Raw genomic sequence first — 12812 nt, forward strand, 5'->3', positions numbered from 1 at the left:
CAGCAGGCGAGGGCAGCGAGGAACCGCCTCGCTGCCCTCGCCCCGCGTTGAGAGGGCCGCCGGCACACCGGTCGGCCCCGCCTCACAAAGGACTCCCTTCATATGCTGATGTACATGCTCAGGAGACTCCTGCAGATGCTCCCCGTGTTCTTCGGGGCCACGCTGCTGGTGTACTTCCTGGTCTTCGCGACCCCCGGCGACCCGATCGCCGCGCTCTCGGGCGGCAAGCCCATGTCCCCGAACGTCGAGGCCGCGCTCCGCGCCCAGTACAACCTCGACCAGCCGTTCTGGATCCAGTACGGCCTCTACCTCAAGAACCTCCTGACCCTCGATCTCGGCGTCTCCTTCTCGGGGCAGCCGGTCGCCGACGAACTCGCCCGTGCCTTCCCGGTCACGGCCCGCCTGGCCGTCCTGGCGCTGGTCTTCGAGACCGTCTTCGGCGTGCTCTTCGGACTCATCGCCGGCCTGCGCCGCGGCCGCTTCTTCGACTCCAGCGTCCTCGTGCTGTCGCTGGTCGTCATCGCCGTCCCGACCTTCGTCCTCGGCTTCATCTTCCAGTACGTCTTCGGCGTGGAGCTCGGCTGGGCCCGGCCCACCGTCGGCTCCGGCGCACCGTGGGGCGACCTGATCATGCCGGGCGTCGTCCTCGGACTCGTCTCCTTTGCCTACGTGCTGCGGCTGACCCGTACCTCGGTCGCCGAGAACATGAACGCCGACTTCGTCCGCACCGCCACCGCCAAGGGCCTCAGCCGCTCCCGCGTGGTCCGCGTCCACATCCTGCGCAACTCGCTCATCCCGGTCGTGACCTTCCTCGGCGCCGACCTCGGCATGCTGATGGGCGGCGCGATCGTGACCGAGGGCGTCTTCAACATCCCAGGCGTCGGCAGCCTGCTCTTCGACGCCATCCTCAAGGGCGAGACGCCCACCGTGGTCGCCGTCGTCAGCGTCCTCGTCCTCGTCTTCGTCCTGGCCAACCTGCTCGTGGACCTGCTCTACGCACTGCTCGACCCGAGGATCCGATATGCCTGATACCCAGCACACCACCGTGCCCGGCGCGTCCGAGGCCCCGTCGACCCCGCGCACGGGGAAGATCTCGAAGCGCCGCATCGAGCACTTCGTGGCCCCGCTGGAGGAGACGCCGCTGCAGGCGGTCGACTCCGTCCGCGAGGACAGCGAACCCCTCGGCTTCTGGGCCGAATCGTGGCGGAACCTGCGCCGGCAGCCGCTCTTCATCGTGTCGTCGGTCCTGATCGTCCTCGTGATCCTCGTCGCCGCGTTCCCGCAGTGGTTCACCAGCGTCGACCCGCGCTCGTGCCCGCTCGAGTTCGCGCGCATGGGACCGCAGCCGGGCCATCCCCTCGGCTTCACCTACCAGGGCTGCGACATCTTCGCGCGCGTCATCTACGGGGCGCAGTCGTCCGTCGTCGTCGGCCTGTTCACGACGATCGGCGTCGTCCTGATCGGCGGCGTTATGGGCGCGCTGGCCGGCTACTACGGTGGTTGGCTCGACGCGGTGCTCGCCCGCCTCGGCGACATCTTCTTCGCGCTGCCGCTGATCCTGGGCGCGATCGTCATCATGCAGCTGCCGGCGTTCCGCGAGAGCCGCAGCGTGTGGACCGTGGTCATGACGCTGGTGATCTTCGGCTGGCCGCAGGTCGCTCGCATCACGCGCGGGGCCGTCATCGAGGCCCGGAACGCGGACTACGTGACGGCCGCCCGGTCGCTGGGCCTGTCCAAGTTCGGCGCGCTGGTCCGCCACGTCCTGCCGAACTCGCTGGCCCCGGTCATCGTCGTCGCCTCGATCTCGCTCGGCACGTACATCGTGGCCGAGGCGACGCTGTCCTTCCTGGGCATCGGCCTGCCGGCATCGGTCGTGAGCTGGGGCAACGACATCTCCTCGGCCCAGATCTCGGTGCGCAACGACCCGCACATCCTGTTCTGGCCCGCGCTGGCCCTGTCCATCACGGTGCTCAGCTTCATCATGCTCGGCGACGCCCTGCGTGATGCGCTGGACCCCAAGTCCCGGAAGGCGTAACCGTGGAGACACTCACCAACACCGCACCGGCCGCTCCCGCCACCGAGGAGCGCCCCCTGCTGGACATGCGGGACGTGGAGATCACGTTCCAGGGCTCCAACGGCCCCGTCAAGGCCGTCCGCGGCGCCAACCTCACCGTGATGCCCGGCGAGACCGTCGCCATCGTCGGCGAGTCGGGCTCGGGCAAGTCGACCATGGCGCTCGCGGCCATGGGGCTGCTGGCCAAGAACGGCAAGGTCACCTCCGGGCAGATCCTGTTCGACGGCCGGGACCTCGCCCAGGCCACCGAGAAGGAGTACCAGGCCGTCCGCGGGGACCAGATCGGCATGGTCCCGCAGGACCCGATGTCCAACCTGAACCCCGTCTGGAAGATCGGCTTCCAGGTCAAGGAGACGCTGCGGGCCAACGGCCTCGGCGGCAAGGACATCGACGGGAAGGTCGCCGAGGTTCTCACCGAGGCCGGGCTCCCGGACGCCGAGCGGCGCGCCAAGCAGTACCCGCACGAGTTCTCGGGCGGCATGCGCCAGCGCGCTCTCATCTCGATCGGCCTGGCCTGCCGCCCGCGCCTGCTCATCGCCGACGAGCCGACCTCCGCCCTCGACGTGACGGTCCAGCGGCAGATCCTCGACCACCTCGACGGCATGACGGCGGAGCTCGGCACCGCTGTCCTCTTCATCACGCACGATCTCGGCCTCGCCGCCGAGCGCGCCGAGAAGGTCGTGGTCATGTACAAGGGGCAGGTCGTCGAGTCCGGGCCCGCCCTGGAGCTGCTGCGCAACCCGCAGCATCCGTACACCCAGCGGCTCATCGCCTCCGCGCCGTCCCTGTCCTCGCGGCGGCTCGCCGGCGGGACGACCGGGGAGACCGTCGCCGCGGACGACAACGTGATCGAGGTCGAGCACCTCACCAAGGTCTTCAAGATCCGCGACAAGGGGTTCCGCAAGACCGAGTTCACCGCGGTGGACGACCTCTCCTTCGCCGTCAAGCGCGGCACGACGACGGCGATCGTCGGCGAGTCCGGCTCGGGCAAGTCGACCGTGGCCAAGATGGTGCTGAACCTGCTGGAGCCGACGAGCGGCACCATCCGCTTCGACGGCGAGGACATGGGCCGACTCAGCGAGAAGGAGCTCTTCCGGTTCCGCCGGCGGGTCCAGCCGATCTTCCAGGACCCGTACGGATCGCTCGACCCGATGTACAGCATCTTCCGCACCATCGAGCAGCCGCTGAAGGTCCACGGGATCGGCGACGCCAAGTCCCGGCAGAACCGGGTCCGGGAGCTGCTGGAGCAGGTCTCCATGCCCGCCTCGACGATGCACCGATTCCCGAACGAGCTCTCCGGCGGACAGCGGCAGCGCATCGCGATCGCCCGCGCTCTCGCGCTCGAGCCCGAGGTCATCATCTGCGACGAGGCGGTCTCCGCCCTCGACGTGCTGGTGCAGGCCCAGGTCCTGAACCTGCTCAACGAACTGCAGGAGAACCTGGGGCTGACGTACCTCTTCATCACGCATGACCTCGCCGTCGTCCGGCAGATCGCGGACAACGTGGTGGTCATGCAGAACGGGCAGCTGATCGAGTCCGGGACCACGGACCAGATCTTCGCCGCCCCGGAGTCGGCGTACACGGCGAACCTCCTGGACTCCATCCCGGGAGGCCAGCTGCTCGTGTAGCGCGCCTCGACGGCCCGGCCCGCTCGGTGCGGGCCGCCACGGAGCGGCCGCCGTCGTCCCCCGCCCGGGGACGACGGCGGCCGTTTCCTTTTCGTGTCCGGGGCCTCGAGTAGATCACGATCCCGTCGCCGGCCACTGTGACCCTTGACACTCGCGACGGCCGGAAGATACATTTATCGCCGAACCTGACACGTGTTAGGAAAGGGACCATGACAGATCACATCGGCGGGGCCACCGCCAGAACACTGACCCGGCGGGGTGCCCTCGCGCTGGGCGGCCTCGGGCTCGCGGGCCTCGCGGTCGGGTCGTGGCCGCGGCTGACCGCCCAGGACATCCCGGGACGCGGCGACGACTCCATGACGATCGCCATCCTGGGCACCCGGGCCGACGCCGAGGCCCGCCAGGCGCTCGTCGACGCCTTCCGCGCCGAGTACCCGGGCATCAAGGTGCGCATCCAGCCCGTCCAGGGCACCGACTGGAAGGACTTCTTCGCGAAGATTCTGACGATGGTCGCCGCGGGCGACCCGCCCGACGTCGTCTACGTGGCGACCGAGGGCGCCCAGCTGTTCGCCGACAAGCTCGCGGAGCCGCTCGACGACTACATCCGGCGCGACGCCGCGGAGCTGCAGGACTACTTCGACGACGTCCACCCCAGCCTGCTCGAGGCGTTCATGTACCAGGGCAGCCTGTACCAGCTCCCGCTGGACTGGAACGCGGCGAACATGTACCTCAACATGAGCACGCTCGAGGAGGCCGGGCTCTCGCTGCCCGCGGCGGACTGGACGCACGACGACTTCGCGTCGGTCATGCGGCAGATGAAGAGCGCCCAGGGCTCCGGCTTCACGCCGTACTACTGGACCAACCGCCTGTTCGGGGGCGTGGTGCCGTGGCTCTACACGAACGACACCTCCTTCCTCACCGAGGAGAAGGCGCCCGGCGGCGACTGGTTCTGGGATCGGTTCTATCCCGGCGACCCCGCCCGCGCGACGCGCGGCGGCGGCTATGTCTGGGACGGGGCGAACGCCACCGACGAACGCGTCTTCGAGACCTTCGACTTCCTCCGAGAGCTCGTCGCCGAGGGCCTGGGCGTCCGCCCCGAGGGCGGCGGCGGCGAGTCGCTGGTCGGCCTCTTCGCGAACGGCCGCATCGGCGCGGCACCGGCGGGCGGCTACTGGGTCCAGGGCCTGCACGAGGCCGGGATGGCCGAGGACGGGTTCAACGTCCAGTTCTTCCCGCGCAATCGGACCCAGCGGCACCAGTTCGGCGCGGCCGGGTACGCCATCATGAGCACCGCGAGGAACAAGGACGCCGCCTGGGAGTGGGTCAAGTTCTGCAGCCGCCGTGAGTCCATGGAGCTGGCCTTCCCGACGCCGAACACCACCCCGACCCGCCGTTCCATGGTGAACGCGGCGTTCTACTCCGAGACCGGGCCCAAGAACTGGCAGGTCTTCTACGACACGCTGGACAAGTTCCCGACCTCCGGGCCCATCCCGGCGCCGCCGGCCCAGGCCGCCGTGGAGACCGCGCTGATGAAGCACGTGCCGAACGCCGTCAGCGGATCCTCCCGGCAGACCCGCGCCACCCTGGCCAACCTCCAGAGCGATCTGGAACGAGTTCTCAGGAGCGAGCAATGAGCAACGCGACGACCAATGCGAGCGCCGGCGCCCCGGCGCGCCTCGAGCACACGGAGCTGCCGCGGAAGGAGTCCAACGGGCCGCTGCGCAAGCAGCTGTTCGCCTGGATCCTCCTGGCCCCGACCGTGATCGGGATGGGCGTCTTCACGGTGATTCCGATCATCGGTTCGGTGGTCCTGGCGTTCTTCCGCTGGGACATCATCTCCGCGCCCGAGTTCGTCGGGTTCGAGAACTTCGTCTCCGTGGTCACCAATCCCACGGTCCGCGTGAGCTTCCTGAACACGATCGTCTTCGTGGTCATCGCGGTCACCCTGCAGCTGGGCATCGCGCTGGTCCTCGCGGCCATGGTCGCGGAGCGGCTGCCGAACTGGCTGCGGGTCTTCTTCCGCTCGACGTTCTTCTTCCCGCTGATCCTCTCCGCGGCCTCGGTCTCGATCTTCATGGGGTACCTGTTCAACGAGCAGTTCGGCGCGGTGAACTGGCTGCTCGGCCTCATCGGGATCGCACCCGTGCCGTGGCTGACGACGCCGACCGGTGCGGCCGCCGTCGTCATCATCGTCTACGTGTGGCAGAACTTCGGGTTCTCCTTCCTGCTCTTCGTGGGCGGGCTCGGCTCCATCCCGAAGGAGATCTACGAGGCCGCCGAGATCGACGGCGCCTCGGGCGTCAAGAAGTTCTTCAACGTCACGATGCCGCTGCTCAGCCCCACCACACTCGTCGCCTCCGTCATGGCCGTGATCAGCGCGCTGCAGGTCTTCGACCAGCCGTACGTCCTGACCCGCGGCGGACCCGGCGACTCGACCCGGACGGCCGTCATGGTCATCTTCGAATCCGGCTTCCAGCAGCTCGAGTTCGGCCGCGCCTCCGCGATCGGCCTGCTGCTGATGATCCTCATCATGGCGGTCACGTACGTGCAGTTCCGGCTCAGCCGCCGATTCGTTTTCTACCAGTGAGACTGAGATGACTACACAAACTCTGGAAGCACCCGCCGCCCCGAAGCGCGCGCGCCGACGCCCCGGCATGAACTGGTCGCTCCTGGGACGCCTGGCCGTCCTGCTCGTGGCCGCCGTCCTGACCCTCGGGCCCGTGATGTGGACGCTGTCCACGTCGCTGCGGCCGCCGTCGGAATCCTTCTCCCTGCCGCCCCGGTTCCTGCCCTGGGACCCGGACTTCACCTCCTACGCCGGGGTGTTCGAGCAGATCGACATGATCCGACTGGTCGTGAACTCGGCGCTGACCACCGGCCTGATCGCCGCGGGCCAGATGATCACGGCGGCCATGGCCGGCTACGCCTTCGCCCGCATCAAGTTCAAGGGCCGCACGGCGCTCTTCGGGATCGTCCTGGCCACCATGATGATCCCCGTGCAGGTCACGATCGTCCCGGTCTTCATGATCATCCGCGGCATGGACCTGGCCGACACGCTCCTGGCCCTGATCATCCCCGCGGTCCCGACGGCCTTCGGCACCTTCCTCATGCGGCAGTACTTCATGGGGATCCCGCTGGAGCTGGCCGAGGCCGCCGAGATCGACGGCGCCAGCCAGTGGCGGATCTTCCGCTCCATCTATCTGCCGCTGGCCACGCCGGGCATGGCGATCGTCGGAATCCTCGCGTTCAACTACCACTGGAACGAGTTCTTCCGACCGCTCATCCTGACGATCTCCGAGGGCAACTTCACGCTCCCGCTGGGACTGGTGTCCCTGCAAGGGAACATGGGCACCGGCAGTATCTCCGTGGTCCTCGCCGGCGTGATCCTGTCCATGATCCCCGCCCTGATCGTCTTCTTCTTCGGGCAGCGCAGCCTCCGCGCCGGTCTCACCGCCGGCATCGGCAAGTAGCGCTCCCGCATACCTCGAAAGGACCCTCTGTGACTGTCCAGTCCGACAGCCCCGACGCGACCAGCCAGCCGACCACCGGAGGCGGCGTCCACCAGCCACAGCCGGCGGGCGAGCGGCCGGCCATCCACCCCCGGCCGCTGGCCGGATGGCTCAACGACCCCAACGGGATCCTCCGCCACGATGGCCGGTACCACGTCTTCTGCCAGTACAACCCCGACTCCGCCCGGCACAGCAGCATCGCCTGGGCGCACCTGAGCTCGCCGGACCTGCTGTCCTGGCACGAGCACCCGGTCGCCATCGCCCCGACCGCCGGAGGAGACGACGCGTTCGGGTGCTGGTCCGGCGTCGGGACCGTCGACGACGGCGTGCCCACCCTCGTGTACACCGGCATCCGTGACGGGGGAGGGCCCTCCACGGTCCTCCTCGCGCGCAGCGGCGACGCAGCGCTGGACGCCTGGGCCAAGGACGCTGTGCCGGCGACCGGGATGCCCGAGGGGGAGCAGTTCACGGACGTCCGGGACCCGTTCCTCTTCACGCTCGACGGGCGCCGCTACGGACTGCAGGGCGCCGGCACGCCCGGAGGCGATCCGGCCGTGCTCCTCTACGACGCGACCGACCTCGCCGACTGGAAGTACCTGGGCCGCCTGCTGGACACCAGGGATCCGCTCGCTGGCGAGCTCGCGGCGGCCGACATCTGGGAGTGCCCGCAGCTGTTCCGCTCCGGTGGGAGCTGGGTCCTGCTCCTCTCGCTCTGGCGCTGGGTCGACGGGGCGCACCAGCTGAACTCCGTGGCGTACCTGGCTGGGGACCTGGTCACGGGTGAGGAAGGCGTGCCGCTGCGGTTCGCCGTCCGCGCCGGTGGACGGGCCGACACCGGACCCGACTTCTACGCGCCGCAGGTGCTCGCCGAGACCGACCGCACCCTGGCCTGGGGCTGGTCCTGGGAAGGCCGCGCGGAGGAGTTCGCCGACGCCGACGGGTGGGCCGGTCTGCTGACCCTGCCCCGCGAGCTCGGCCTCGACGGTGACGCGCTGGTCATGCGGCCCGCCGCCGAGCTCGAGGGCCTGCGCGGCGAGGCCGTGGAACTGACGGCCGGGGCCGTCAGCGTGCTGCCGGACCCCGCCGAGGTCGTCGTCGAGCCCGTGACCGGCGACGGCGCGGACGGGACCGCGAGCGCCGACACCGTGAGCGCTGACGTCGAGCTCCTCCTGGTGGCGGTCGGATCCGACGGCGCCGCCGACTCCGCAGCGGAGGACGACGGCGGCCGCGGGGTGCTCCGGCTCCCCGTCGGCGACGGGCTGCGGATCTACGTGGACCGGACGATCGTCGAGGTCTTCCGCTCCGGGGCAGCCCCGCACACCCAGCGCTTCTACCCGGCGCCGGGAGAGCAGCTCGCCCTCAGCCTGCCCGCGGGCGTGCGGGCCTCGGGCTGGGCGCTGGAGCCCATGGGGCTCGAGTACCGTGCGGAGGCCGGCGCGCAGGAGTAGGAGCACCGGCTCGGCGGAGACGCCCGAGGAACGCGAAGGACACAGCGACACCGGAGGCCGGCGGGGAGACCCGCCGGCCTCCGGTGTCGTCTGCCCGCCGCCGTGAGCCGCCGCGGCGGATTGGCGGGGGAGCCGGCGGCCAGGCGTCCGGGAGGCGGGGGAGCCGGCGGTCAGGCGCCCGGGAGGCGGGGGCCCGTGGTGCCCCGGACGACGAGCCGGCACTGCAGCAGGACGGCCTGCGGGGCCGCACCGGCCGGCACGCTCGGGCCGCCGCCCTCGATCCGGTCGACGACCCGGTTGGCGGCGACCCGGCCGATTTCCTCGTGCGGCAGCGCCATCGTGGTCAGTCCCGGCACGGTCGCCTCGGCGAGGTGGCGCTGGTCGTCGTACCCCATGATGGACACGTCCCCGGGGACGGCGAGGCCCGCGGTGCGGGCGGCGAGCAGGGCGCCGGCCGCCACGCGGTCGTTGGCGCAGAAGACCGCGTCCGGCCGGCGGTCGGGACCGGCGGAGAAGAGCGGCAGGGCCGCGGTGAAGCCGTCGTTGATGTCCCACCCGGCGGGGACCACCTCGCCCGGCGGGAGGCCGGCGGCGGAGAGGGCCTGCTGGAACCCGCGGATGCGCAGCGGCCGGGCGTCGACGTCGTCGCCGCCGCCGATCCACGTGATGCGGCGGTGTCCCAGCGAGACCAGGTGCTCGGTGGCCTCGCGGCCGCCGCGGTACTCGTCCGGCATGATCGCGTCAAGGCTCAGCGGCTCGTCATGGCAGTTCGCCAGGACGGACGGGAGCAGCCGCAGGCCCTCGGGCGCACGGAGGGTGCGCAGCGATGTCGTGGCCAGGATCAGCCCGTCCACCCGGCGCCGGCGCAGCTCCTCGATGTAGTGCGAGGTGTCCTCGCCGGGGCCGCCGGCGTCGGCGATCACGGTGAGGTAGCCGCGGTCGGAGGCCGCCTGCGAGGCGCCGGAGAGCATCCGGCCGGCGAACGGGCTGGAGGCGGCCTCGTCGGTGACGAGCCCGATCATCTCGCTGCGCTGACGGCGCAGACCGGCCGCGATCGGGTGCGGCGTGTAGTCCAGCGCGGCGGCCGCGCGGCGGATGCGCTCCTGCGTCTCCGGGGCGACGTTGCCGTCGGCGGTCCCGTTCATCACCATCGAGACGGCGCTGCGGGACGCGCCGGCCAGCTTGGCGACGTCCTGGGCCGTCGGCCGACGTGGGGGCATGACCGGCTCCGCTCTAGGAGAGCTCCATGATGTATTCCTTGACCACGGCGGCCCGCGCGTTGGCGAAGCCCTCCGCCTCGCCGACCACGGTGAAGCCGCGGCGCTCGAGCACCTTCTGGGATCCGATGTTGTCCGTGACCACGCGGGCACGGACCGGGCGCTGGGTGAACTCCTGCAGGAACGCGTCCACGGCCGACGTGGTGACGCCGCGGCCCCAGTAGGCCTTGTCCGTCCAGAAGCTGATCTCCGGGTAGCCCTCGTTCGGGTAGGCCATGACGGAGCCGACGACCTTGCCGTCGTGCTCGATGGTGCGGACGGTGACCTCCGGGTCGTTCAGGATCGACTCCCAGTGGTGGTTGAACACGCCGCGGTCCGAGGGGTTCTTGGCGGTGAAGCCCGCCATGATGTTCGCCTCCGGATCCTGCTGGTGCTCGAAAAACCAGTCGAGGTCGGCTGGCTCCACGGGGCGTAGATTCACGGGGGTTCCTCTTTCCTGCGTACGACGTCGTTGCCTGGGCGGAAGGCCCACGGCCTCAAAGTCCTAGGGTACCCGGGCCGAGACCGCGGCCCAGGCCATCGCGACCAGACGTGACCTCTGACCGGGCGTGCGTCCGCGCCCGCCCGAGTGCGGCGTCGAGTTCAGCAGCCCGAACGCGGCGTGCGCGCGCTGCCGGGCCGCGGCCGCGTCCTCCTCCGGGTGCAGCCGCCGCAGCTGCGCGGCCCAGAGTGCCACGTAGTCCCGCTGGAGGCGGCGCACGAGCTGGGAGTCGCCGTCGTCCAGGCTCGCCAGATCGCGGTCCTGGACGCGGATGACGTCCCGGTTGTCCAGGGAGAAGTCCGCCTGGAACTCGATCAGGCGCTGCAGGGCGGTCGCCGGACCATCGGCGTCCTCGACGACGGCGCGCGATCCCTCCAGCAGCGACTCGCTGACGCCGACCAGCAGGGCCGCGAGGACCGCCTGCTTGCCGCGGAAGTACCGGTACACCGCCGGTCCGCTGACGCCGCACGCGGCGCCGAGGTCCTCGATGGACACGCCGCGGTAGCCGCGCTCGGCGAACAGCCGGGCCGCGGCGGCGAGGTACTCCTGCCGGCGCTCGTCCCGCGCGGCGTCGCGCGCGGAGGCCGGCCCGCCGTCGTCGGGGTCGACGCGCGCCGTGCGGTCCTCGCTCATCGCGGCCCTCCCGGTCGGAATGGGGCGCCTCCTGTAGACACCCCGGTTAATCAACACTAACCTGAAGTCGTGAGTTAGCGATCCTTAACGGGGCGCGGATCACACCCGGGGGACCGCCCGACGGAACAACCACGGAAGGCCGACGGAGACACCGATGGAGAGACTCCACACGCGGATCGACACGGGCTCGGCGCAGCACGCGGCCAACGCCGACGGGCAGCGCGAGCTCGTCGCGGACCTGCGCGCACGGTTGCGGCGCGCGGCGCTCGGCGGCCCCGAGACGTCGCGCCAGCGCCACGTGGGCCGCGGCAAGCTGCTCCCGCGGGAGCGCGTGGACCGGCTGCTGGACGAGGGGTCGCCCTTCCTGGAGGTCGCCCCGTTGGCCGCGGAGGGGATGTACGACGGCGAGGTACCGGCGGCCGGCGTCATCGCCGGCATCGGCCTGGTCCACGGACGCCACGTGATGGTGGTCTGCAACGACGCCACGGTGAAGGGCGGCACGTACCTGCCGATGACCGTGAAGAAGCACCTGCGGGCGCAGGAGATCGCGCTGGAGAACCGCCTGCCCTGCATCTACCTGGTCGACTCCGGGGGAGCGTTCCTGCCCAAGCAGGACGAGGTCTTCCCCGACCGCGAGCACTTCGGCCGGATCTTCTACAACCAGGCCCGCATGTCCGCGGCGAAGATCCCGCAGATCGCCTCCGTCATGGGCTCCTGCACGGCCGGCGGCGCCTACGTGCCGGCCATGAGCGACGAGACGGTGATCGTCCGGAACCAAGGCACCATCTTCCTCGGCGGGCCCCCGCTGGTGAAGGCGGCCACGGGCGAGGTCGTCACGGCGGAGGAGCTCGGCGGCGGCGCGCTGCACGCGAAGACCTCCGGCGTCGCCGACCACCTGGCGGAGAACGACGCGCACGCGCTGCAGATCGTCCGCGACATCGTCGAGACGCTCCCCGCTCCTGCCGGGCCCGCCTGGCCGGTCCGAGCCGGCCGGGACCCCGCCGTCGCACCGGAGGAGCTCTACGGCGTGGTGCCCGTGGACGTGAACGCGCAGTACGACGTCCGCGAGGTGATCGCCCGGATCGTCGACGCCAGCGAGTTCCACGAGTTCAAGGCCGGCTACGGGAGCACGCTGGTCACCGGCTTCGCGCACGTGCACGGCCACCCGGTGGGGATCGTCGCGAACAACGGCATCCTCTTCGCCGAGTCGGCGCAGAAGGGCGCCCACTTCATCGAGCTGTGCGATCAGCGCGGCGTCCCGCTGCTGTTCCTGCAGAACATCTCCGGCTTCATGGTCGGCCGCGACTACGAGGCCGCCGGCATCGCCAAGCACGGGGCCAAGATGGTCACCGCCGTCGCCACGACCCGCGTGCCGAAGCTGACCGTGGTCATCGGCGGCTCGTTCGGCGCCGGCAACTACTCCATGTGCGGCCGCGCCTACTCGCCCCGGTTCCTGTGGATGTGGCCGGGCGCGCGGATCTCCGTCATGGGCGGGAACCAGGCCGCCAACGTGCTCGCGACCGTCAAGCGGGACGGGATCGAGTCCCGCGGCGAGACCTGGGACCCCGAGGCCGAGGAGGAGTTCAAGCGCCCCATCCGCGAGCAGTTCGAGTCGCAGGGCAACCCCTACTACTCGACGGCGCGGCTGTGGGACGACGGCGTGATCGACCCCGCCGACACCCGCCGCGTCGTCGGGCTCGCCCTCGATGTCTGCTCGCGCACCCCACTGCCCGATACCGGCTTCGGCCTCTTCCGGATGTAG

11 protein-coding genes are annotated in these 12812 nt (G+C 70.6%); 8 read left to right on the forward strand and 3 right to left on the reverse strand.

The features are described 5' to 3' along the window. Positions 1 to 102: 102 nt before the first annotated feature. The 7 genes from RIN46_RS06760 to RIN46_RS06790 all read left to right on the forward strand — a co-directional run bounded on the left by RIN46_RS06760 (position 103) and on the right by RIN46_RS06790 (position 8659). On the forward strand, positions 103 to 1029 hold the full coding sequence (locus tag RIN46_RS06760; protein WP_309080241.1) for an ABC transporter permease: 927 nt from the start codon (positions 103 to 105) through the stop codon (positions 1027 to 1029). Then, positions 1022 to 2035 (forward strand): ABC transporter permease, encoded by a 1014-nt coding sequence (locus RIN46_RS06765; RefSeq protein WP_309080240.1) that lies wholly within the window; start codon positions 1022 to 1024, stop codon positions 2033 to 2035. The genes RIN46_RS06760 and RIN46_RS06765 overlap by 8 nt, the downstream gene beginning before the upstream one ends. A 65-nt stretch (positions 2036 to 2100) precedes the next feature. Next, positions 2101 to 3702, forward strand: coding sequence for an ABC transporter ATP-binding protein (locus tag RIN46_RS06770; protein ID WP_309080516.1), 1602 nt, complete (start codon positions 2101 to 2103; stop codon positions 3700 to 3702). A gap of 209 nt (positions 3703 to 3911) precedes the next feature. Then, positions 3912 to 5336 carry an extracellular solute-binding protein gene (locus RIN46_RS06775; RefSeq protein ID WP_309080239.1) on the forward strand — a complete coding sequence of 475 codons (1425 nt, stop codon included), beginning with the start codon at positions 3912 to 3914 and terminating at the stop codon, positions 5334 to 5336. Continuing rightward, positions 5333 to 6289 (forward strand): sugar ABC transporter permease, encoded by a 957-nt coding sequence (locus RIN46_RS06780; RefSeq protein ID WP_309080238.1) that lies wholly within the window; start codon positions 5333 to 5335, stop codon positions 6287 to 6289. Before RIN46_RS06775 ends, RIN46_RS06780 begins: the two co-directional genes overlap by 4 nt. A 67-nt stretch (positions 6290 to 6356) precedes the next feature. Continuing rightward, positions 6357 to 7172, forward strand: a complete 816-nt coding sequence (locus RIN46_RS06785; protein WP_309080515.1) for a carbohydrate ABC transporter permease — start codon at positions 6357 to 6359, stop codon at positions 7170 to 7172. A 29-nt stretch (positions 7173 to 7201) separates the two neighbouring features. Next, a complete protein-coding gene (locus RIN46_RS06790; RefSeq protein ID WP_309080237.1) occupies positions 7202 to 8659 on the forward strand; it encodes a glycoside hydrolase family 32 protein in 1458 nt (485 codons plus the stop codon). A gap of 170 nt (positions 8660 to 8829) precedes the next feature. On the opposite strand, the gene RIN46_RS06795 is transcribed toward RIN46_RS06790, so the two are convergent. The 3 genes from RIN46_RS06795 to RIN46_RS06805 all read right to left on the reverse strand — a co-directional run bounded on the left by RIN46_RS06795 (position 8830) and on the right by RIN46_RS06805 (position 11050). Then, complete coding sequence (locus RIN46_RS06795) at positions 8830 to 9879, reverse strand: LacI family DNA-binding transcriptional regulator (RefSeq protein ID WP_309080236.1); 1050 nt, start codon at positions 9877 to 9879, stop codon at positions 8830 to 8832. Positions 9880 to 9892: 13 nt separating this feature from the next. Continuing rightward, entirely contained in the window at positions 9893 to 10357 is a 465-nt protein-coding gene (locus RIN46_RS06800; RefSeq protein ID WP_309080235.1) for a GNAT family N-acetyltransferase, read from the reverse strand. Positions 10358 to 10420: 63 nt separating this feature from the next. Next, positions 10421 to 11050, reverse strand: a complete 630-nt coding sequence (locus RIN46_RS06805; protein ID WP_309080234.1) for a helix-turn-helix domain-containing protein — start codon at positions 11048 to 11050, stop codon at positions 10421 to 10423. Positions 11051 to 11204: 154 nt separating this feature from the next. On the opposite strand from RIN46_RS06805, the gene RIN46_RS06810 reads away from it, so the two are divergent. Next, positions 11205 to 12812, forward strand: a complete 1608-nt coding sequence (locus RIN46_RS06810; RefSeq protein ID WP_309080233.1) for a carboxyl transferase domain-containing protein — start codon at positions 11205 to 11207, stop codon at positions 12810 to 12812.

The sequence above is a fragment of the Zhihengliuella sp. genome (genome assembly GCF_031178195.1).
Taxonomy (GTDB): Bacteria; Actinomycetota; Actinomycetes; order Actinomycetales; family Micrococcaceae; genus Zhihengliuella.

Coding starts and splice junctions, on each gene's coding strand:
- RIN46_RS06785 (WP_309080515.1), top strand. CDS start 6,357: ATGAACTGGTCGCTCCTGGGACGCCTGGCCGTCCTGCTCGTGGCCGCC.
- RIN46_RS06765 (WP_309080240.1), top strand. CDS start 1,022: ATGCCTGATACCCAGCACACCACCGTGCCCGGCGCGTCCGAGGCCCCG.
- RIN46_RS06810 (WP_309080233.1), top strand. CDS start 11,205: ATGGAGAGACTCCACACGCGGATCGACACGGGCTCGGCGCAGCACGCG.
- RIN46_RS06780 (WP_309080238.1), top strand. CDS start 5,333: ATGAGCAACGCGACGACCAATGCGAGCGCCGGCGCCCCGGCGCGCCTC.
- RIN46_RS06805 (WP_309080234.1), bottom strand. CDS start 11,050: ATGAGCGAGGACCGCACGGCGCGCGTCGACCCCGACGACGGCGGGCCG.
- RIN46_RS06795 (WP_309080236.1), bottom strand. CDS start 9,879: ATGCCCCCACGTCGGCCGACGGCCCAGGACGTCGCCAAGCTGGCCGGC.
- RIN46_RS06760 (WP_309080241.1), top strand. CDS start 103: ATGCTGATGTACATGCTCAGGAGACTCCTGCAGATGCTCCCCGTGTTC.
- RIN46_RS06775 (WP_309080239.1), top strand. CDS start 3,912: ATGACAGATCACATCGGCGGGGCCACCGCCAGAACACTGACCCGGCGG.
- RIN46_RS06770 (WP_309080516.1), top strand. CDS start 2,101: ATGCGGGACGTGGAGATCACGTTCCAGGGCTCCAACGGCCCCGTCAAG.